The organism is Acidiphilium sp. PM, assembly GCF_000219295.1.
Classification (GTDB): domain Bacteria; phylum Pseudomonadota; class Alphaproteobacteria; order Acetobacterales; family Acetobacteraceae; genus Acidiphilium; species Acidiphilium multivorum.
This window is the reverse complement of the sequence record NZ_AFPR01000566.1, coordinates 13,419-32,808: the sequence shown is the minus strand read 5'-3', so window position 1 is coordinate 32,808 and position 19,390 is coordinate 13,419. Positions and strand designations below refer to the sequence as shown.

Annotated in this window: 24 protein-coding genes and 1 pseudogene; 9 read left to right on the top strand and 16 right to left on the bottom strand. The window is 58.4% G+C overall.

The features are described from left to right. A partial coding sequence (gene repC, locus APM_RS18550; RefSeq protein ID WP_371259417.1) for a plasmid replication protein RepC occupies nucleotides 1–775 on the bottom strand: 775 nt, incomplete at its 3' end. Nucleotides 776–1,391: 616 nt separating this feature from the next. Here repC and APM_RS19955 point away from each other — a divergent pair. From APM_RS19955 to APM_RS20940, 3 genes are all read left to right on the top strand, one after another. Next, nucleotides 1,392–1,832, top strand: a complete 441-nt coding sequence (locus tag APM_RS19955; protein WP_050807236.1) for a hypothetical protein — start codon at nucleotides 1,392–1,394, stop codon at nucleotides 1,830–1,832. Beyond that, a complete protein-coding gene (locus APM_RS18540) occupies nucleotides 1,829–2,272 on the top strand; it encodes a DUF2442 domain-containing protein (RefSeq protein ID WP_007424928.1) in 444 nt (147 codons plus the stop codon). The genes APM_RS19955 and APM_RS18540 overlap by 4 nt, the downstream gene beginning before the upstream one ends. 148 nt (nucleotides 2,273–2,420) lie before the next feature. Further along, nucleotides 2,421–3,074 carry a ParA family protein gene (locus APM_RS20940; RefSeq protein WP_007424927.1) on the top strand — a complete coding sequence of 218 codons (654 nt, stop codon included), beginning with the start codon at nucleotides 2,421–2,423 and terminating at the stop codon, nucleotides 3,072–3,074. A 631-nt stretch (nucleotides 3,075–3,705) separates the two neighbouring features. On the opposite strand, the gene APM_RS18535 is transcribed toward APM_RS20940, so the two are convergent. Next, nucleotides 3,706–4,836, bottom strand: a complete 1,131-nt coding sequence (locus APM_RS18535) for an O-antigen ligase (RefSeq protein WP_158005019.1) — start codon at nucleotides 4,834–4,836, stop codon at nucleotides 3,706–3,708. Between the two features lie 101 nt (nucleotides 4,837–4,937). Further along, on the bottom strand, nucleotides 4,938–5,981 hold the full coding sequence (locus APM_RS18530) for a glycosyltransferase (protein ID WP_050807235.1): 1,044 nt from the start codon (nucleotides 5,979–5,981) through the stop codon (nucleotides 4,938–4,940). A gap of 184 nt (nucleotides 5,982–6,165) precedes the next feature. On the opposite strand from APM_RS18530, the gene APM_RS18525 reads away from it, so the two are divergent. From APM_RS18525 to APM_RS18515, 4 genes are all read left to right on the top strand, one after another. After that, a complete protein-coding gene (locus APM_RS18525; protein ID WP_050807234.1) occupies nucleotides 6,166–7,251 on the top strand; it encodes a glycosyltransferase in 1,086 nt (361 codons plus the stop codon). 142 nt (nucleotides 7,252–7,393) lie between these two features. Next, nucleotides 7,394–8,500 (top strand): glycosyltransferase family 4 protein, encoded by a 1,107-nt coding sequence (locus tag APM_RS18520; RefSeq protein WP_007424923.1) that lies wholly within the window; start codon nucleotides 7,394–7,396, stop codon nucleotides 8,498–8,500. Nucleotides 8,501–8,654: 154 nt separating this feature from the next. Further along, the gene (locus tag APM_RS21850; RefSeq protein ID WP_138919270.1) at nucleotides 8,655–9,068 is read left to right on the top strand and encodes a hypothetical protein; all 414 of its coding nucleotides are present in this window, start codon (nucleotides 8,655–8,657) and stop codon (nucleotides 9,066–9,068) included. A 311-nt stretch (nucleotides 9,069–9,379) separates the two neighbouring features. Further along, on the top strand, nucleotides 9,380–9,874 hold the full coding sequence (locus tag APM_RS18515) for a hypothetical protein (RefSeq protein WP_007424922.1): 495 nt from the start codon (nucleotides 9,380–9,382) through the stop codon (nucleotides 9,872–9,874). A 217-nt stretch (nucleotides 9,875–10,091) separates the two neighbouring features. Here APM_RS18515 and APM_RS18510 read toward each other — a convergent pair whose 3' ends face one another. Beyond that, nucleotides 10,092–11,918, bottom strand: coding sequence for an ABC transporter ATP-binding protein (locus tag APM_RS18510; RefSeq protein WP_083818720.1), 1,827 nt, complete (start codon nucleotides 11,916–11,918; stop codon nucleotides 10,092–10,094). Between the two features lie 90 nt (nucleotides 11,919–12,008). Here APM_RS18510 and APM_RS22290 point away from each other — a divergent pair. Beyond that, nucleotides 12,009–12,131, top strand: a pseudogene (locus APM_RS22290) (IS5/IS1182 family transposase); the annotation flags it as partial. A 111-nt stretch (nucleotides 12,132–12,242) separates the two neighbouring features. Here APM_RS22290 and APM_RS18505 read toward each other — a convergent pair. From APM_RS18505 to APM_RS18460, 12 genes are all read right to left on the bottom strand, one after another. Beyond that, nucleotides 12,243–12,788, bottom strand: a complete 546-nt coding sequence (locus APM_RS18505) for a recombinase family protein (protein ID WP_007424920.1) — start codon at nucleotides 12,786–12,788, stop codon at nucleotides 12,243–12,245. Between the two features lie 237 nt (nucleotides 12,789–13,025). Continuing rightward, a complete protein-coding gene (locus APM_RS18500) occupies nucleotides 13,026–13,616 on the bottom strand; it encodes a hypothetical protein (protein ID WP_039889248.1) in 591 nt (196 codons plus the stop codon). Between the two features lie 459 nt (nucleotides 13,617–14,075). Beyond that, nucleotides 14,076–14,366 carry a type II toxin-antitoxin system RelE/ParE family toxin gene (locus tag APM_RS18495; RefSeq protein WP_007424918.1) on the bottom strand — a complete coding sequence of 97 codons (291 nt, stop codon included), beginning with the start codon at nucleotides 14,364–14,366 and terminating at the stop codon, nucleotides 14,076–14,078. 2 nt (nucleotides 14,367–14,368) lie between these two features. Beyond that, nucleotides 14,369–14,542: a hypothetical protein gene (locus APM_RS22285; protein WP_013635068.1), complete on the bottom strand. Its 174-nt coding sequence runs from the start codon at nucleotides 14,540–14,542 to the stop codon at nucleotides 14,369–14,371. Between the two features lie 137 nt (nucleotides 14,543–14,679). Continuing rightward, nucleotides 14,680–14,898 (bottom strand): hypothetical protein, encoded by a 219-nt coding sequence (locus APM_RS20930; RefSeq protein WP_013635069.1) that lies wholly within the window; start codon nucleotides 14,896–14,898, stop codon nucleotides 14,680–14,682. A 435-nt stretch (nucleotides 14,899–15,333) separates the two neighbouring features. Then, entirely contained in the window at nucleotides 15,334–16,395 is a 1,062-nt protein-coding gene (locus APM_RS22845; protein ID WP_007424917.1) for an ArdC family protein, read from the bottom strand. Next, the gene (locus tag APM_RS18485) at nucleotides 16,385–16,573 is read right to left on the bottom strand and encodes a hypothetical protein (RefSeq protein ID WP_013635072.1); all 189 of its coding nucleotides are present in this window, start codon (nucleotides 16,571–16,573) and stop codon (nucleotides 16,385–16,387) included. The genes APM_RS22845 and APM_RS18485 overlap by 11 nt, the downstream gene beginning before the upstream one ends. Nucleotides 16,574–16,787: 214 nt before the next feature. Continuing rightward, the gene (locus tag APM_RS18480) at nucleotides 16,788–16,991 is read right to left on the bottom strand and encodes an antitoxin VbhA family protein (protein WP_013635073.1); all 204 of its coding nucleotides are present in this window, start codon (nucleotides 16,989–16,991) and stop codon (nucleotides 16,788–16,790) included. A gap of 65 nt (nucleotides 16,992–17,056) precedes the next feature. After that, the gene (locus APM_RS18475) at nucleotides 17,057–17,467 is read right to left on the bottom strand and encodes a type II toxin-antitoxin system VapC family toxin (RefSeq protein ID WP_007424916.1); all 411 of its coding nucleotides are present in this window, start codon (nucleotides 17,465–17,467) and stop codon (nucleotides 17,057–17,059) included. Beyond that, nucleotides 17,464–17,766, bottom strand: coding sequence for a type II toxin-antitoxin system VapB family antitoxin (locus tag APM_RS18470; RefSeq protein ID WP_231844541.1), 303 nt, complete (start codon nucleotides 17,764–17,766; stop codon nucleotides 17,464–17,466). The genes APM_RS18475 and APM_RS18470 overlap by 4 nt, the downstream gene beginning before the upstream one ends. Before the next feature lie 132 nt (nucleotides 17,767–17,898). Further along, the gene (locus APM_RS18465; RefSeq protein ID WP_039889251.1) at nucleotides 17,899–18,411 is read right to left on the bottom strand and encodes a GNAT family N-acetyltransferase; all 513 of its coding nucleotides are present in this window, start codon (nucleotides 18,409–18,411) and stop codon (nucleotides 17,899–17,901) included. A 5-nt stretch (nucleotides 18,412–18,416) separates the two neighbouring features. Further along, on the bottom strand, nucleotides 18,417–18,716 hold the full coding sequence (locus tag APM_RS18460; RefSeq protein ID WP_007424913.1) for a DUF1778 domain-containing protein: 300 nt from the start codon (nucleotides 18,714–18,716) through the stop codon (nucleotides 18,417–18,419). Nucleotides 18,717–19,108: 392 nt separating this feature from the next. Between APM_RS18460 and APM_RS18455 the strand changes: the two genes are divergently transcribed. Continuing rightward, nucleotides 19,109–19,375 carry a WGR domain-containing protein gene (locus APM_RS18455; protein ID WP_011930438.1) on the top strand — a complete coding sequence of 89 codons (267 nt, stop codon included), beginning with the start codon at nucleotides 19,109–19,111 and terminating at the stop codon, nucleotides 19,373–19,375. Nucleotides 19,376–19,390: the final 15 nt, after the last annotated feature.

Here is a 19,390-nt window from a genome sequence, read left to right as displayed (position 1 = left end):
GTTCAGGATCAAGGTTTGATTTGTATTTGTATTGGTGGGGTCGGAAATCCGGCCCCCTGGGGTCGGTTTCCACGTCTTTCTGCGAGGTTTTCGGCCTCCCGGCGATCAGTTCATCGAGCCGGCCGCGCAGCCCGCCATGACAGCGTTCCAGCTTCGCCACGCCCAGGGCCAGAACCTCAGAGCTCTCCGCCCTGGAGAGACGCCAGGACAGGCGACGCGCCTCCTCCGCCTCCCGCACGAAGGCCCCCGGCTCCAGCCCCACCTCAACCGCCGTCTCCACGATCTGCTCGATCGCCTTGCGGGCGATCGTCACCCGCCGGCGCAGCTGGCGAACCGCCTCGCGCTCCGCCCGCCCCTTCTCCGCCACGGCCCGGAACTCCTCGAACCGCACCGCCAGCGGCGACAGGTCGAACCCATACGCCTCGATGATCCGCCCACCGCGGTCCCGCCGCCCGTAACGCTTGCCATTGGGGCTGTCCCGCATCGCCACCAGGCCCAGCTCGACCAGGTGCCGGTTCAGCGCCTTCGCCTGGGTCGCCCCGAGACCAAGATCCGCCTGCTGCACAGAAGCGGACGGCCACACCACCGGACGCGCCCCCGGCTCCCAGTCCTGCCGCTGGGTAAAGCGGAACAGCCAGTCCACCGCATGCACCACCCGCGGCGGCAGGCCGAGATACGGCGCCGCCGCCTTGAAGGCCGCCAGAACCGCACCCGGCCCCCCTGCCCCGTCTGACAGTCCGGTGAAACCTTCCGCAGTCCGGTCCGTCGCAATCATCGCCAGACTCAGCCGGCGAAGCCCGACAGACCTCTGATTTGTCTTGGTATTTTGCCCGAAACCGGGACTTTCCGTCGCCATCGTGATCCTCCGTTGTGGCTGGATCGCAACGGGCAAAGCTCTCCCCTCAGCAGAAACGGCAATTTCCGCTTGGCAAGAAAGCTCGCAATGGCTATGTCTGGGGAAGCACTTCCAGACGGCCTAGCCATCACGGCCCGTCACGAGTTTACGCAAAGCCCGCCCGGCAAGGCGGGCTTTTGCATGTCTAGGCAGTCATCTGCATGATTCGAACCCCCGACCCATCGATTTAAAACCTACACCCTTACCAGTTGGCCTGGTTTGCGGATTATGGCTCGAGACCCGATAAACACGCAAACCGGATCCCCGATCGATTCGTAAACCGTAGGATCGAGAATCCAGATCTGTCCATTAATTTCTGGGTTTTGGATTTTATCAATTAAAATCAAAGACTTTCTGGTGTCGGCGCTTGATGCGGCCAGCGCCGGCGATTGTCTTTCTGCTGAGTGTCCAGACCGTCTGCGACGTGATTCGCCATGCTTGAACACGATTCGCGAGAATAAGTTGAAAACCCAAGCCGATAGGTTATTATCAAGCTATGAGCCGGGTGTTCATATCCGAGGCGACCGGCGCTGTGGTCTACGTCTTTACCGACGATCACTGCCCGCCACATGTTCATGCCCGGCATCGAGGCAACGATTGGGTCGCGCGAATTGGATTTTCGTATCTTGGGGACGCAGTAACGTTGCTCAGCATCGCGCCGCTGAAGAACATCCCTCAGCTGCGCGTACTTAATCATCTCCTCGGCGAGATCGAGGCGCGATTGCCGGACTGCCGAAAAGCCTGGTGGGAAATCAGGCAGACCACGTGTCTGACGAACCAATGGGTCCGGGTTCTTAATGGCGGAATTGTCGAATTGCTGCCGGGCCGAGAAGTGGGGGCTCGCCAGATTGCGAAGACGGACTATGACCCCGGGAATGAAGTGGTGCGACTGATCCTTCGGGACGGCACGACGAGAGAAGTGAGATTGCGATCATGACCAAGCAGCGAATCACGGATACGGACTACGCGAGTGCTCTGGCAGCCGGTCGGGCAGAGGCGGAGACGGAGATTCGAGCCCAATCGGTTCGCTATGCACCAGAGCGCGAAGCGCTCGAGATCATCACCACCCGGAATGCCGGGTTTCTGATCCCTCTTCAATGGATCGGGGCCCTGCAGGGTGCGAGCAAAAAGGATCTCATCGGGCTGGAACTCTGGCCGGACGGATCAGCGATCGCATTGGAGAAGCGCGATATCCATATCAGCGTGAACGGTCTCCTGACGGCCGTTCTTCCGGCAATGCTGCCGGTGCAGAGCATCGCCGCGCTTTTTGCGAGCCACGGAGGCAAGGCGAGTTCGCCAGCGAAACGGAGTAGCGCCCAAGTGAACGGACGTAAGGGCGGACGACCGCGCAAGGCCGGACGCGACGAGGCTGCCTGAGTTGAGCCAGCATCTCAGGCAAACCAAAAAGCACGAAAAAACGGAAGCAAGAAAAACAAAAATCGTTTAAACTTTATAATAGTATTGCACGCTTTCATTTTTTATGTTATTAACGAAAAACAGTAATCGTTCTAAACGTAAAGACAAAATGCACGTAATAGTACTTGCAAGCCAGAAAGGCGGTTCAGGCAAAACCACTCTTGCGGCACATCTCGCCGTGGCGGCAGAAATTGCCGGAGATGGGCCTGCGGTGCTGATTGATACTGATCCGCAAGGCTCTCTGTCGGCCTGGTGGAACGTTCGTGAGGCACAACAGCCAGCCTTGGCTCCGACGTCCATCGCCGACTTGCCAGACAAGCTACGAGCGCTCTCTGATGCCGGCTATCGCTTTGCGTTTGTTGATACCCCCCCTGCGATCACAGAAGCCATTAGTGCCGTCGTCCGGTCAGCCAACCTCGTAGTGATTCCAACTCGCCCAAGTCCGCACGATTTGCGCGCGGTGGGCAGCACTGTTGATCTAGTGCGCGCGGCGGGCGGCCCTTTTGCGTTTGCGGTTACTCAGGCCAAGCCGAACACCAGGCTCACAGTACAGGCGATGGCCGCTCTTTCAGAGCACGGAACCGTAGCTTCAGCCATCGTCCACGACAGAGTCGATTATGCGGGATCTATGATCGACGGCCGGACAGTTCAGGAGAGCGATGCGAAGGGACGCAGTGCGGCAGAAATAGCCGAACTTTGGAAATTCGTGAAAGCACAAATAGCAAAAAGCACGAAAGCACGCATATCAAAAGGGCAAGGATGATGAGCAAGAAACCTGCGGCCGCATTATCGGCTAGCCTAGTTGCCGTTAAAGGCAGTGCGTCTCCTGCGCCGGACATGCAAGGTCGCGGTGCCTCAGCGGAACCACAGCCTTCCGACGTCGATGACAAAGCTAATTCCTCCTCGCGCCGAGACCCAGAGGGGGAAGCGGAAGGGGGACTGGCGCCACTCAATTTTCGTGTGTCAGCAGGCTTTCGTCGAGAATTTAAGACTTATGCGGCTCAGCACGATCTGAAGCTTAACGAACTGCTCCGCCGTAGCTTTGAGACCTATCGCAAAATTCAAAGAGATTAGCCAAAAGGCACGTTTGGAAGAATGAACGAACACCAGAAATCCAATTTGAAATATTGAATCTAGTAAACTTTTCTGCGAGCCGATAGTGATGATTCTCGACCATGTATCTACCGCCTTAATGACGCTGGTTGTTGGGTTGCGAATGGCGGAGCCGTTGCTTCACGGGTAGTTGGACAGGCAATTCCCTCTGGGAAAAGTGAGTTATTATAGCGTAAAGGCGGGCATTTTGTTGAAGTTTCATCATGGATTCGTCCATAATTTGGACATTATAAATTATAATATGTCAAAATCAAGAAATGAAAAAGTGTTTTTAAAATAACTCAATACTCTTTCTGATGCATTATTGCTGTTATATTTAGCAAAACCGGCACCCAGAAGACGAACCAGATCGCCGATGGGCCCTTGATTATTTGACTGAGATCGGTAATCCCCGAGACGAGTGGAATTATACAAACTGCGACATAGACTGGTGGGAGCCGGTTAGAATTGCGGAAAATCGTAATCATCAGGAGGGCAAGGAGAACGAGTCCTATCGCCCCCGAATAGAACAGGGTCGACAGGTAAAGATCGTGCGGGAACGGGTAGGGCAGGCCAGGAAGGTTGATCGGTAGCCGCGCAGTGGGTCCATAACCGACCACTGGGCGGCTGGCAATGGCGGCCAGCGCAGCGCGCCAGATTGTGACGTGCCAATCGGTGCCTCGCTGAAAATCATTGGCCAAGAGAGCTCGTGCCCAATGTGGAAAAATTGCGAACATGCCGACAAGGCCGGTAAAAACCGTGAGCCCGAGGCCAGCAGCGATCTGCCAACGTTCCCGACTCAACCGATAGGCGGTAGCGATGGCAACCGCAAGAACTGGTCCGCGGCTGTTGGAGAGGATCATGAACAGCCCGAAGATAATCAAGGCTCCGAGATGGTAGATCGCTGTACGGCGGTCGACGCGGATCAAGCGAATAAAGCGATCGAAAGCGACGACGAACAGGACCGCCATGATGGCGCTGCCCGGCACTGGCTGCCCGGTCAGGCCCCAGCCCAACATCCGCATACCGGCAGGATCGAACAGGAGATGCCGACCTATCGCGAAAAGGGCATTACCTGCCCCGCTGGCCAGAAGCGTGGGCACAAGCCATGACCGGCTCTGGCGATCCGCGTCGGTCGCCAACCAAGCCAGAAAAAAGACAAGCGTGCAGATGGCATCCCCCAACCAGAGCAACCGGGACGCGTCTTGACCACTTGGATCGTGGCCCCAAGCAAGGCAGATTGTAGACCACAAGATCAGGCCAAGGCCGAGCGACACCGCAGGTTCTCTCCAGGACGGGCGCCAGCCCTTGCCGATTTGCCAAGCAAGGAAAGCCGGAACTAATAGGTAGAAAAAGAGGGAGCCGACAGGCTCCGAAGGTGCCAACAATTCGAAGGCGATTACCGCTGGCAGCAAGGGCAGCGATCGTATCACTGCGCGCAGTCTCCGCAGTCTTATATGCATGTCTGCATGCATAGCGGAAGATATGGGTTGATCTTGGCCAACCAAGCAGTGTCCGTCATCGGCCATAAGTGCTATTCAGGTGTAGTCGGCCATTCATATGCAGAGCGATCGAGACGGTCAAACGTAATCTCCTCTATATAGTGAGCAACCTTACGCTCGTTGAATAGCCTAAAGTAGCGATCTCGGCCGGCCGCAGCTATTTCCTGCCTCAGGCGCGGATATGCGCGTAATTCGTTAATCTGATCGGCCAGTTCCTGAAGCGTCGACGAGAATAAGACCTCGCGGCCTGAGAAGAGATGCTCGAAACCACTCCCGTACTCCATGCAGACTGCTAGCCCGTTGCCAGCCAGATGCGCCATCCGATCTGAACTGTAGAACGGAAAATCTTGGCGACGGCTGATATTCAGGCCAATCGCCGACTGTTCAAGTGCCGCTTGGTACAAGGCGCCGACCAGATGCGGGGCCCCCTTAATGCCAGGCAGGCAGGCGTTCAGCTTCGGACAGAGATCGCTTAGGGTCGTAATGAAATCATTCATATTCCAGTCGACACCGAACACGTGCCTGAGCGGCTTTGCAGGGTTGCCACATGGGTAGAAAAGGTCGAAGGGAGGATCTTCGCACTCATGCACGTTACCGCGCTCAATAGAGAAGTCGACTGGGTTCGGCATGAATCCAACAATACCCCCGGGCCGCTTGAAGCGCCTGAGCAGGTCACCTGCCGTTGATATCAGCGTCACATCAACTACGTCGAGCTTTGATTCGATCCGTCGAATGTTATCAGGCTCAAACAATGGATCGACATTCCATTGAACAATACGAATATCAGGTTGGTCATTACGTATCTCGGCAATGGTCTCGGCGTAAATAACATCCGCATGACCAAGTAATAGTAGTTGTGGTTTGTGAAGAGCGCATATTTCACGCAGGATATAGTTGGCGCGCTTACGCCCCCAGCGCCGGTACCCGAATCCGTACGCTCGGGCAACATCGCGGTCGGAAAAGTTGATAACCGAATGGCCATTGCGTACAAAGCCGTTTGACAGCTTGGTCGAAATAGCGTGCAGGTTTTTGCTTTTCGGGCTAACTGGGAATGAACTGACGTGAATGATCTGCATGAGGCTTCCTTCCCTATGCCGCCAGACAGCCTGCACGGCAAGCCTCTTGCCAACGCACTGAACCGCGCGGTTCAGTGAACCGCCAGAGTTTATCACCGCGACATTGCAGCCAAGCCGGACACGCTCTACACGACGCCCAGCTACACGCGCGGCCAATGCTAGGCCCCATGCCGGGAGCAAGAAATTGAAGATCCTGCAAATCATGGCCGGCAAGGGCAACGGTGGTGCCGAATTATACTCGAAGGACGTGATGATCGGCCTTCACGAACAGGGCGTGGATCAGGTCGTCGTTGTCCGCGAAGAGGCTCCGGCAACGGCGGAACTGCGCGCGCAAGGCCTGCGAGTCGTTTCGTCCCCGCTGGATGCGGTCCTGCGCTCGGTACAGAGGTTCCGGCTCGGTCGGCTGATTGAAAAGGAGCAGCCCGATATTGTGCAGTGCTGGATGCGCCGGGCCGCCTCCCTTATCCCGCCGCACACTAGGCGCAAACGCGCCGTCATCGGCTGGTTCGGCGACTACGAGGAACTGCCTCACTTCAGTTCGTGCAACCGGTTCGTCGGCGTCACACAGGATCTCTGCGACCACATGGTCGCAGCCGGTATCAATCCGCAAGACACCAAGTATATCCCAACTTTTTCCTCTGTCGATAACGCACCCCCACTCGCGAGAGCGTCTCTCAACACTCCCGAAACCGCGCCAGTGGTCATCACCCTATCACGCCTGCATCCCACGAAGGGTATCGACACCCTTATTCAAGCCCTCGTCAAGCTCGACGACGTCTATCTCTGGATTGCCGGTGACGGCCCGCTGCGCGACGATCTCGAACTACTCGCAGAAAAGTTGGGTGTTGCCCCGCGGGTCCGATTCCTGGGCTGGCGCACCGATCGCGGCAGCCTGCTCCGCGCCGCCGACATCTGCGTTCTACCCTCACGTTACGAGCCGTTCGGCACCGTGATCATCGATGCCTGGATCGCCGGCATCCCCCTCGTCGCGTGCGATAGCGCCGGTCCGAAGGCGCATGTCCGCACGCGGGAAAACGGCATGCTCGTACCAAAGGACAACCCAGATGCACTGGGCGAGGCTATCAGAGAACTACTAGGTAACGATGGGCTGCGAAACGCGATTATCGAAAATGCCTATATGGAATATAGCGCGTCCTTCTCCCGCTCGTTTGTCATAGATTCCTACAAAAGATATTACGAAAGCATAATTCAGGATCTGAACTTTCAAAAATATCGCCGGTCGTGGTTGAAAGCACATGTCTCGTCATGAACGAAAGCGCCTCTGGCCTACCCCTCTCGAGTAGGCAAGATTAAGCCTTGGTGGGTGACAGGTGTTGAGGCCTGTCTGACGAGGGTGGCGGATGGAGGTGGCAATGACCCCGATACACCGGTCGCAATGCGGATACGTCCAGTTGGATGATGTCGCGGCAAGTGGCCCGAGCGACCGATTGCCGCAGGTCGCGATCGTCTTGCACCGCCGGGAGCGGTTTGGGCCCGAGACGGCCGGCGCCATCGCGATGGTGGTCCATCGCCTTGCCTCTGCCGCACCGGAGCGGACGCTGGTGCTCGGCTGCTCGTTTTCGGGGCCGGTCTTCCCCGATATCTGCTTCCAGGGCATTGTCGGGGACAGCTCGCTTGCCTTCGGAATCGGCGTCATCCGCGCCTTACGCGCGGCGGCGCCTGAGGTGGTGGAAGTCCATCAGCAGCCGCGGCTTGCGCGGGTGATTGCGCGCCTTCTGCCGCGGACGCCGATATTTCTGTGTCTGCACAATGATCCGCTCGACATGCGCGGCCTGAAGCGAGTGGAACAGCGCGCGCGTCTGCTGCGCAATGTCGACCGAGTGGTCTGCGTCTCCGACTGGATGAAACGGCGCTATGAAACAGGAATCGGTCGGTCGGATCGTGTCGTCGTGCTGTCCAATCCGCTCACGCTCGCAGCATTGCCGCCGCCAGCGCACCAGCGCCGGCCTGAAATCCTGTTTGTGGGCCGAGTCGTCGCTGACAAGGGCGTTGCCGATTTCATCGCTGCCTGCCGGTTAGCCTTACCGAGCTTGCCGGAGTGGAGCGCACGAATCATCGGCGGCGACCGCTTCGGGCCCGACAGTCCGGACACGCCGTTTCTTCGCGACATGCGGCACGCGGCCGCCGAAGCGGGCGTCGTTTTCGAAGGGCCGCGGCCACACGCACGTGTGCTAGAAGCGATGAGCGCGGCAGCAATCGTCGTCGTGCCAAGCCGCTGGTCGGAACCATTCGGCCTGACCGCGTTGGAGGCAATGGCGAGCGGGGCGGCGCTGATCACCACTGCCATGGGAGGCCTACCTGAAGTCGCCGGCGAGGCAGCTCTATATGTCCCGCCAGGCAGTCCTGATGTCCTTGCCGATGCGATGATGCGCCTTGCGACGGATCCGGTGGCTTGCGCCACGCTCATAGAAGCCGGCCTCGCTCGCATCGCTCGATTCGACACGCATGTCATCGCGGCCCGCATGGACCGGCTGCGCACCGCAGCTCTAAGAGCCTGACCGTAAAAGATAGTTGAGCTATTTCAGTAGGTTGTGATATTTTTCGGTTTGCAATAACAGACGGATTCGCAATGACCTGAGCTCAGGCTTAGAAGCAACCCTGACAGGTGGCAGTCCGCCAAACAGAAGGCTCTATAAAAATTGGTATTGTGTCTTGCAGAAATTGATCGTCAGCGGCGCTGACACAGGTTATTTTGACTTGGTCCAAGACTTGGTTACCTCGATTCGGCGCACACCTGATACAGCCGAGTTTGCGATTGCGATCATCGATGGTGGACTGACGGACGAGCAGCGGCATGCCTTGGCAGCGCGCGACGTGATCGTCTCGCCGCCCCACGTGCCAGAGTTCGCACCGCGCCGCGCTTTGGAAAAACGACCCAATCTTGCGATCAATTTTTCGAAACCTTGGCTCAACCGGCTGTTTCCGGATGCTGGAACGATTCTTTGGCTCGACGGCGATACCTGGGTACAGGATCCCACAGCGCTAGCCGTGCTGTTCGCAGCGGCCGGGCGGGGGCACCTCTCCGTAGTGGCCCGAAGTAACGGATCGCCCTGGGCTGTAGCATAAGCGGACAAAGTGGGAACGCTGACTGGTTGGGATCGAGGTTTTCTGCGGGTTTGAGCGGAGAGCGCGGTTCTGAGGCCGGAATCGCGCGATGACGGAAAACACGTGTTTTCCGTACACTTCGAATTGAAGGCGGAATCAACCCAGAAATCGAGCATATTCCTATACGAAAAACCATGTCGGATTGAATGGCTATGCCGGGATCAATCCGACATGGTTTTCCGACACCCCTAAAAATCCCTTATGCTACAATTTCGGGCCGTCCGTTACTTCGGGCCGTAGTACCGGAGGCAGGCCAGTACTGGTCGGATCAGGTGCCGTTGCGCTGGATCTTTCCTGGCTATGCACAGATTCGTTCCTTCCTGTATAAGAGCGGACGACATGCCAGGTTGCCCTACAGCGTGCTGCGAAATATCGCGGCCAAGGCAACGCTCAACGCCGGGGTGTTCGCACTTGAAGGCACGGCGCCACATTGGGCCGCGATGCAGGCTTGGCAGCGCGTGCTGTTGCGGCGGGGTAAGCCGTTCACCGCCGACCAGATGGCTCTCTCTCTCTCTATTTACGAGGACAGATTGCCCGTGAATCTGCTTTCGCAGCGATTCAATTACATGATGGGACCGTGGCGTGTGAAGGCCGATTCCCAGGAACTGGTCGAATACTACTACCCGTATGCGCCGGTCGGGATCGTTCATCTGGCGGACCAGAAGAAGTGCCGTTTGGACACATGGCACAAGGTGGAGATGCCGGATACAGACGGGCGGATGCGGGCCGTGCGGCTGCGATACTGCGCGCCGGGCGAGCGGCTATAATCGAACGCTCTGCCGTGCCTATCAGCCAGCGGGGCGACCACGAGTGTCGGCTTTGGAGCACGTCCTCAGAAAGGCTGAGCGGCCGGGATGGGTACGATGTTGTCGGTGCGTGTTGGTACTGAACGGCTTGTTTTGGAGGCTGACAATCCTAAAAATCACCAGTATTGCAGCTTTCTGCCAAATTAATGTTAGGCTTTATTATAGTTAAATAAAATTTTTATAGGGCCTGAGCCCGGATTAGCTTTGCAAAAGTGCCATTTTTGGCCACAAGATCCTTGTGGGTACCAGATTCCACTGCCATTCCGCCCGCCATGACAACGATCCAGTCTGCGTCGCGCACGGTAGCGAGACGATGTGCGACTACGATCGTCGTTCGCCCTGCACGCAGACGAGCCAAGGCTGCTTGCACTGATGCCTCGTTTTCGGCATCGAGAGCACTGGTCGCTTCGTCGAGTAGTAGAATGCGCGGGTTGCGCAGTAGCGCACGTGCGATTGTAATCCGCTGCCGCTGCCCCCCGGACAGTCGCTGGCCGTTGACGCCCACTCGCGTCTCGAATCCCTCTGGTAGGTCTGTAATGAAACTGGCTGCCGCCGCTTCAGCCGCCTGCTCTATCTCGGCACGACAGGCGCCGGGCCTGCCCATGGCGATATTCGCCGCCACGGTGTCGTCAAAGAGCAGTGCATCTTGGCCGACATAGGCGATGGATCGCCGCAGGCTCGCGAGCGAGACTCTGGCAATATCGGCCCCGTCGATCATGATCGTGCCGCAATCAATATCGTAGAGGCGCGGAATGAGCGCAAGCGCGGTAGATTTTCCGGCTCCGGATGGCCCCACCAGCGCCAGCGTCTTGCCTGGCTCGGCGATAAAGGACAAGTCACGCAGCCCATGTCGTCCATCCGGGTAGGCGAAGCCGACGTGGTGGAACTCCACCCGCCCCTCACCTTGCGGCAGAGCCGGCATTACGAGAGGATCGGCAAGTACCGTCGGTTCATCGAGTACACCGAAGACGCGTTCGAGTCCGGCGAGCCCTTCCTGCAATGCCGCGTTCATGGTGCCCAAAGCACGCAGTGGCCGAGAGGCAATCAGCAGCGCCGCGACGAAACCCGTGAAATTGCCAATCCCAGAAGCGCCGGCAGCATTCCGCCAACCGGCGAAGCCGATCACCAGAGCAATGGCAAGGCCACCCAGCACTTCTAACATCGGATCGAGAGCCGCCCTGCCACGGATCATCCGCATCAAGGCACGATAGAGATCGCCGAAAGCACGTTCCGCTCGGCTGATTTCCTGACGCTCTAGTCCATAGGCACGGACGGTACGGGCCTGCGCGAAACTCTCATTCAGAACGGAGGCCGTTTCGCCCATCTGCGCCTGCATCCCGCCCGAGGCTCGGCGAATGCGCGTTCCGATCTTCTGGATCGGCAACCCGGCGAGAGGATAGAGCATAATGGCAATTAGCGAGAGCTCCCAGTCGATCCAGAGCATCGTCGCGACTAGGCCGACCAGCGTAAACGCATCAGCTAGGCCATTCACCGCCCTGCTCATGGCCTCGCGGATCACAGAGGCATCAGTGGTGAAGCGAGCGGCGAGTGCAGCCGGCGGCTCGCGTTCCAGCCGTGCGAGTTCCGCGCTAGTGAGATGGCCGAACATCGCACTCTGCAACCGCCGTATCGTTCCCAGCACAACTTGCTGGGTGAGGATAGCCTGTGAATACTGCGCCAACGCTTTCACCGCGGTCACGGCGAGGACCAGTGCCGGAACCTGATAGACGATCCGCTGATCGCTCTTTGCAAACATAGCGAACGCGTGGGCAATCAACGCTGGATATATTGCAGTGGCGCCTGACATGATAACAGTCATTATTATAATTATTACGATTTTATATCGAAATATATGAACATGCTCTCGCCACAGCCGTACAGCGATAGCCACTGAACTTACTGACCCAAGTCCTGGAATGGATCTTGGCGAATTATCCAAGAGATGAGTGCTTGCCGTCGATGCTCCGCGACGCCAAAAGGGAGATCGAATCTGAAACAGTCTCATACCATCCTTTAAGAGTCTGACCGCAAAAGATAGTTGAGCGATTTCACAGGGTTGTGATTCAGTTCGCTTGCGAAGACGAACTGAGACACGATGACCTGGACTGAAATCGCTCGGCAACGATATTGCCGGGCCGGGTTGCGGTACGCAAGCGACCTCATCAATGCCGAGTGGGCCGGACGGGCTCCAGTTGTAGCGCGACACTCTGGATCTCCTGGCCGTCGCGGGTGACGGTGGCGTCAAGTGAAGCTGGTCTGAACCGCGCGCACGATGGCCTCACCCCCCACTTGGACAGTTGGTTTTATAAAGACCTGAAGCAGAGGGACGTCAGTCTGAGAGTCTGGAAATCGTGCTGTGGCTGACGTTGTAGGAGCGGGCGATCTCGCGGACGGCCTCGCCGGCGTTGCGCCGGCGCAGGGCTTCCTGGCGCTGGTGCAGGCTCAGCTTCGGCTTGCGGCCCATCCGAACACCGCGGGCCTTCGCCCGTTCTCTTCCTTCTCCGGTCCGGGCCCTGATCAGCTCCCGCTCGAATTCCGCCAAGCCGCCGAGGACGGTGAGCATCAGCCGGCCGTGCGGCGTTGTGGTGTCGGCCCAGCTGTCACCGAGGGAGCGGAACCCGGCGTCCTTCTCGGCGATGGTCGCCAGCGTGTTCAGCAGATCCCGGGTTGAGCGGGCGAGGCGGTCGAGCCTTGTGACCATCAGGGTATCGCCGGCCTCGAGCCGGTCGATCGCCTTGCGGAGCTGGACGCGGTCAGTGCGGGCACCGCTGGCGGTTTCCTGGAAGACCTTCCCGCAGCCTGCGGCCTTCAGCTGGGTGACCTGGGCGGCCACGCTCTGCCCGTCGGTGGAGACCCGTGCATACCCGTAGATCATGCCATGACTATGCACCGGACTTATGCAACAGAAAACCCCGCTTGTGGCCTATGGGGCGGGTCTGGTGCGAAATTCATGATTTTTGGAAAATCTACGCTCTGTCCGTCATTTGAGCAGATATTTGAGCAATGCGGCGATTGACAGGACAATCAGCAGCAGGGTGGCGATACCGAACACTGCCATTCCCCCCATCATCCAGCCGTTCATCATGCCGTGCATCATCGCCTTTTTCTCCGATCAACCGGCCTTGCTCATCATCCCGCGCATCATCGCCGGCATACCTTCTTTCACGAATCGATCGAGTTCGCGGGCATGGGCATAAATCACCTTTACCATTTCTGGATCGTCCGAGGTTTCGGTGACCTGAATTCCAGTTGGTAGGAGCTCATAGGATCTTTTATATTTCGTACTCTTGGCGAACATGGTCGGCACACTGTTACTCATCGGGTAGGGAAATGGACGATTGTCTGCGAGACGGGCGTACATCTCGATCACGTGTGCCTGAATCGCCTTGGCAGTCTCTGGATTACTCGAAACCGTAGTGTCGATGATGCCGTTGGGCAGGTAATCAGTCGCGCGGGTGATTTCTGTATGTCGCTCGAACAACTCCATGCCGAGCCGCATGGGACCCATCATATTGCTGTGGGACATCATTCCCTGCATGTCCATGTTGGACATATTTGATCCCATCATTCCACCCATCATATCGCCAGATGAGCGAGCATCACTCGGCGTTTGTCCAACGGCTTGCTTCGAACTGAGCCCAAAAAGAGCAAGAAAGCCAGAAAACATGCTGCCGAACAGAAAAGTTATATTACGCCGTTTCATAGATTTTCATATTTCTCGATGGAAGATGTTCCAGAACCTGCATTATGGAATTTCGGCAGAAGTCACCGTGAAGTCTTCAGATATATGCCGCGTAGGCCGGCAACCGACCCCATAGTAGACGTGCAACCGAGACTGTCAAAGCACCCCGCCAGAAGCGGGCGATGGCGGCGCGAATACTTGGAGCGAGCGAATGGCGGCGATCACGAAACCGATGAGGCAACGAACCGACGCCAGGTGCGGCACGGCCTGCAAGCCGTACGCGCAAGGTCACTGGTGGCGGGTACAAAAAGAGAACGATGACAACGGTCAGACCAGCGGGGGAGCCAACATTCCGGGGACCTAAACACAAGGAAAACCTTGGGTGAAATAGGTCTGATTGGCTGTCGTTTGTATCAAAATGAGAAATCCGGGGGATGTTATACGAACCCCCAAGACGGCCCTGAAGGGGCCGTATCGATCTCACGGTAATGCGTCACTGCGGTCCCTGGCACCATGCCAGATGCGGAGGATTCGAACAAAATCGGCGTTCATGTCGATCTCGTAGACGATCAGATACGGCCACACGGCCACCAGTTCGCGGGTGCCGGCAACCAGGCCGAGGCGGCCCCGGTTGGGAAACAGCGCCAGGCTGTCGCCGGCGAGGACCAAAGAGCGCAACAGATTCGCTGCCGCATGGGGGTTCAGAGGTTCGAGATAGGTGACGATGGAATCGCGGTCCGCCAAGGCGAGCGGATGCCATTCGACCCGCACGCTCAGTGACCGGAGATCTTCCGGTTCAGCCGTTCGATCTCACGCAGGAGATCGGCGCGCACCTCTTCATGCGGTACACCTGGACGAGGATCGGCCCGCGCCTCGGCGATGGCGGCCTCGAGAAGCCGGCGCTCGGCCTCGAGCTCGGGATCAATCTGGGGGACTGTCTGGTTCATTCGGCGAACTCCAGGTGTAACTTCTGACAGGCCAATCAGATCCTGCATCCATGTTGGTTGCACGCGCCAGAAGATTTGACTTCCGGACGACGGCCGGCTTCTCGGTGCACAGGAAACCGGTCGGGATGCAGTATCACCTATATCGTGTGCGGCGGGCAACCCGCCGATAGCGACAGCCGATGTCTGGAATAGGCGCTGATGTCCGGACAGGAATCTACCTGAACCACGACGAAGGCGCCGGCCGGAACCAGTGGGCGGGCGGCCATTTTTTCCCTGGGCTTTGGCTTCGCCTGGGACAGGCCGGACACCATGACCATCTTTTCCGGCCTGGTTGATTTAGCGTCACTCAGGATCATGCCGGCTTCCAAAACCCCATGTCCGCCGCAGATAGCGCGTTCTTAAGCCAAGATTTCAATGCGATGTAACGCCTTCTTGTCGTGGCCGCAGATGCGTTTCCAAAGCTATGCTGCGTCGCACAAAATTCATGTTGAAGCCTCTCTTGGCTGAGCTATATCTCATCACACGGGGCTCATGCCCCGTTGGACGTTTCCTCCCTAAACTTGGCGGCCGCAATGGTCGCCATTTTTTTTGCGCCGATCCGATTGGCTGGAAGTGTCCGCAATGACCGAACGCCATCCTCTATCCGCAAAAGTCCTTTGAGCCTGTCGTGGTCCGGCATTTCATCTATGGATATGGCCTGACGCACCGCGTGGATCGCCGGATAGGCCTCGGAGGACAGATTGTCGCTGGCCGGGATAGAAGCGGGTTTTTAGTTGGCAGATCCTCATGATTTACCGCCCTGCCGTTGCACGCCGTGCCTGCCGCTCCTGCTCGGGCTGTTCGGCTCGTTCCGCCCGCCGGATTTCCGCGCCGCTCTCAGCGGCCCGCTGCCAGTAACCACGCGCCTGCTCACCCGTCTGGCTGTCAGCCCGGCCAGTGATCTGCCCTGCCTTCTGCTCGGCTCGCAGCGCCATCAAATACCCGGAAATCTTCTCGGCATCGGCAGCCGCCCGGAAGATCTCTCGCGCGTCTTGCTGCAAGGCTTTGATCCAGCTTCCGACATAGGCCGCATGCTGGCCCGGATCATGGCCGATGCCCAGCTTGTCCGCGATCATCAGCGAGGCGATCTCCGCCCTTAGCTCCTCCCGCGCGTAGGCTTCCGATCCGAACGGCGTGCCGAGATCCGGCCGGTTCAGCCGCGAGGGGTGCCCTGTGGCGTGCCCCAGTTCATGCAGCGCCGTGCTGTAAAATCGATCCGCCGTCTTGAATTGGTCGCGCTCCGGCATCGTGACCCGATCTTGCGCCAGGGTGTAAAAGGCCCGGTCGCCGGGCCGGTAGATGATCGGCACCCCGGAATTGCTCATGATCTGCTCGGCTGCGGCGTGCCGTTCCCATTCCGCCAGGGCGGGCCGGGCCTCGATCTTCGGCATGCCGGCGATCTGCTCGGCATTGAACACCACGGCCGAAAACACCCGCGGCCGTTCCAGCTCGACGCTGCGGTAAACCTGATTGCCTTCGGCATCCTTCACCGGCCGTCCCTGCTCGTCCTTCACCGGCACCCGGTCAAACTTCTTGAAATACTGGATCAGCGTGCCCTTTTCGCCCTTCATCACCTGGGCATCGAGGCTCTGCGCCTGCTTGTAGGTGGTCCAGCGCGGATCGCTGTAGCCCTTCATCTCGGCCACTGCCATCAGCCAGATTGCGTTGCCGCCCTGGTAATCCTTGCCGGTGATCGCGTTGTAGGGAATGAACCGGAGGCCGCTGGGCTCCCACGGCTTCACCCAGGGTGCGGTGCCATCCTCCAACTGCTTGACGATCGAGGCGGCAACCGTCTGGGCATAATCACCGGCCATGGGTGGCCTCGTTGGTGTTCTCCACGTCCGCATTGGACTCCCAGGCATCCGCCTCATCGAGTGCCGTTTCCTCAACCAGTCCCAGCTGCTCGACCTCAGCCGGGTCGATCTCCACCATGACGCCCGGCCGCATCAGATCGGCCAGATCGCGCGAGATGATTGGTGGCTTCGGGTCCATCGCTGTCCTCCTTCTCAACGTGCTCTGTATCGTCCGGCGCAATCGGACGGCCCTACCTCGGCCCCCTACCCTTCCCCGGCACGCGCGGGAGGGCTGCGCAAACCAACCTTGTTGCACAGGCCATCGGTCAGATCGGGCTCATAGGATATGTCCGGAGCAGTGTTGCGGTGCGGCTCGGGATCTTCCGCCATCCCCACAAACCGAACCTGGGGCATTAGCGCCCGGCCCGGATCGCGGCGATCATCCGGCGATCCAGGCCCGCCATGTCGATCTCACCCCGAATGCACCGCTCATTCACGGCCTCAAGCTCCGGGTGATGAACATAACCCTGGCGGTTATTCGCTGCATGGGCCTGCTCGATCGCGCGCCAGCGCTGCATCATCTCGGATTCCGAAATTTTGCTGACCAGCCGGTCCATCCCGCGGCGCCTCTTTACTACCGGAAGTAGAGGTTAAGAAGAAGCGCAGCGAAGTTCAAGGAACCTCAAAGGTTCATTTCGGCGCGGCGAATGTCTGTCTTGGAAAAATCATCACCTTTGAACAGCAGCGCTGCCCGATAAGATTTGGCGGCGCCATAGGCAAAGCAATCGCCTATATTCAAGGCGGCCGGATGCCGCCCCTTCCCGAAATCGGCATAAGCCTGGATTGCCAGATCATATTCACGCTCACCAAGAGAAATGACCTCGATCTCGAGCGCGCTCATAAAGCTCTTCACCTTTTGCCGGGCACCGTCCATCGAAAGGCCGAAGCTGCGGCAGAGCCCGGCCGTCGCCTCCCACATGGCAACCGGCGAGACGAGACGGGTGCGTTCCTGGGCCAGAAGATCCGCCAGCATGTCGGCATCCTCCTCGCCGGCGATCATCGCGATCAGGGCCGAGGCATCGATGAAGATCATTCCCCCTCCCCCGACAGATCATCGAAAAACGCCTTGTCTGCCTTCAACCCTGTGGGCGGCGGCAGCGGATTGGCTTCGCGCCACTCACGCAGGCGCTCGCGCAAGGGCTTGGCTTCGCGGGTTCGGTCAAGCTCGGCCTGCACCGCAAGCCGCACGGCATCCTGTTTGGTTAAACCCCGCTCTTTCGCCAGTTTGGCGACAAGCTCGGCGGTCGCATCATCGCGGATATAAAGGGGCATGGGCGCCTCAAGATATTCAAATATCTGATTAAAGATATCTCGATATTCAGCCTGGAGCAAGGATATCCACCAGAACATCGCCTGCTCGACATATGCCTACGCCCCGGAATGGATTTCCTGGCTCCTCTCATTGCCAGTGCTACCTTCACCGCCGAACGGCTTCCATGTGACCGAATGCCAGGAACTTGGCTTTTAGTTCCCACCCCCCACACCGAGTGACGCCGCGATATCGCTGATCGAGCGGAGCAGGACCAACGGATCGTCCCTGGATTGCTCAAAGCCGCGCCGCTGCCAGAATTCGGCGGCTTCCTTATCGACCGCGTTGACCATCAAGGCCCGACCGCCAATAAGCGAAGCCGCCTGAACGCAGCGCTGAAGGGCGTGCTTCACAAGGCCTGTGCCGATGCCCAACCCCGCCCACCTGGTGTCGATCGCCAGTTGACCGAGTAGCATGCATGGAACCGGATTGGGTGGCTGCCCTGTCCGGATCGAGCGGGGCAGAACTGTCGGCACGATAGCGGTGGGAGCAAGGCCGTAATATCCAACAACACGACCAGCCTCATGCACAACGACGACGGCGGTAAAGCCCTTCTGCTGGTTGGAAAGCGCGCGCGATTTGAGCCAGTGATCGAGCGGCGATTTCCCGCAGGAGAACTCCGATACATCGTGAGCAGCGGTAAGTGGTTCAGGCTCCGACAGCGGCAAATAGCTCACCGCTTGGCAACGTAACCGGGCTCCCACGGCGCGGGTCGCTTCAGGACTTCCACCATCTCCGGCACCGGAGCGGCGGGACGCGCCAACACATCCATGAATTCGGCGAAGCCTTCCGCGCTCATCCGGATCAAGCCCTGCTCCATCACAACCTCTTCTGCCGCACGCACAGCGGCGTCGCGTACGAAATCCGTGCGCGAACGCCCGCGCAAGCTCGCAGCGCGATCGATCATTGCAACATCCGCCTCGGGCAAGCGCATCGAGATCGGGTATTCCTTGCGTTCAGCTACTGTGGCCATGGCTAATCTCCTTGCCTGCCATATAGCGCACCGTATCGCAAAATCCAATACATAAAGCTCGACACCATCACCAACGATCTCATGAGGAGAGGCGCAGGATGACGATGCAAGCGCAAGGTTCTTAAAAACCTGGCTCATCAGGGCACCAGCCGCCTCGGCTTACTCGCTCCCCCTATCAATCATCCCGACATCACGCTTCATTCTTGAGCCTACGGATCTGGGTGGCACGGGCATAGCCTCTTTGTTAGACTTTGCCGGCTATGAACTCCTCTCAGCAAAATATCGAGGCACCCAGATCCAGTCAGATATATCGACACGCCTCGCTGCAACCTGGTCATCTGCAATATTCCGCATCTGACGCGTGTCGTGCGACAGAAAGGGATTTCAAATCGATGCAGTTGGCTCTGTTCCCAGAGCAAATCAGACTCATCCGGGTCCGACCCGAACACAACGAAAAGCGCTACTACCAGATCGAGATCGTTACAGACCTGTTCGGTGCCGTCGGCCTCGCACGAACCTGGGGGCGGATCGGACGTTCCACACACTCCCGGTTTGACCCCCTCCCCGATCTCGGCACCGCCATCGATGCCCTCCGCCGTCTGGCTCGCGCCAAACGTCGCCGCGGCTATCAGGACTATCCATCTACAGGGTGGTTCTGACAAAAATACAGTTCC

Bases quoted from the DNA above. Each gene is read 5' to 3' on its own strand.
- APM_RS22285 (WP_013635068.1), bottom strand. From the start codon at position 14,542: ATGAACCAGACAGTCCCCCAGATTGATCCCGAGCTCGAGGCCGAGCGC.
- APM_RS18530 (WP_050807235.1), bottom strand. From the start codon at position 5,981: ATGCAGATCATTCACGTCAGTTCATTCCCAGTTAGCCCGAAAAGCAAA.
- APM_RS18500 (WP_039889248.1), bottom strand. From the start codon at position 13,616: ATGAAACGGCGTAATATAACTTTTCTGTTCGGCAGCATGTTTTCTGGC.
- APM_RS18540 (WP_007424928.1), top strand. From the start codon at position 1,829: ATGACCAAGCAGCGAATCACGGATACGGACTACGCGAGTGCTCTGGCA.
- APM_RS18485 (WP_013635072.1), bottom strand. From the start codon at position 16,573: ATGGACCCGAAGCCACCAATCATCTCGCGCGATCTGGCCGATCTGATG.
- APM_RS18460 (WP_007424913.1), bottom strand. From the start codon at position 18,716: ATGGCCACAGTAGCTGAACGCAAGGAATACCCGATCTCGATGCGCTTG.
- APM_RS18480 (WP_013635073.1), bottom strand. From the start codon at position 16,991: ATGGACCGGCTGGTCAGCAAAATTTCGGAATCCGAGATGATGCAGCGC.
- APM_RS18510 (WP_083818720.1), bottom strand. From the start codon at position 11,918: ATGAGACTGTTTCAGATTCGATCTCCCTTTTGGCGTCGCGGAGCATCG.
- APM_RS18505 (WP_007424920.1), bottom strand. From the start codon at position 12,788: ATGATCTACGGGTATGCACGGGTCTCCACCGACGGGCAGAGCGTGGCC.
- APM_RS20940 (WP_007424927.1), top strand. From the start codon at position 2,421: ATGCACGTAATAGTACTTGCAAGCCAGAAAGGCGGTTCAGGCAAAACC.
- APM_RS19955 (WP_050807236.1), top strand. From the start codon at position 1,392: ATGAGCCGGGTGTTCATATCCGAGGCGACCGGCGCTGTGGTCTACGTC.
- APM_RS20930 (WP_013635069.1), bottom strand. From the start codon at position 14,898: ATGATCCTGAGTGACGCTAAATCAACCAGGCCGGAAAAGATGGTCATG.
- APM_RS18455 (WP_011930438.1), top strand. From the start codon at position 19,109: ATGCAGTTGGCTCTGTTCCCAGAGCAAATCAGACTCATCCGGGTCCGA.
- APM_RS18475 (WP_007424916.1), bottom strand. From the start codon at position 17,467: ATGATCTTCATCGATGCCTCGGCCCTGATCGCGATGATCGCCGGCGAG.
- APM_RS22845 (WP_007424917.1), bottom strand. From the start codon at position 16,395: ATGGCCGGTGATTATGCCCAGACGGTTGCCGCCTCGATCGTCAAGCAG.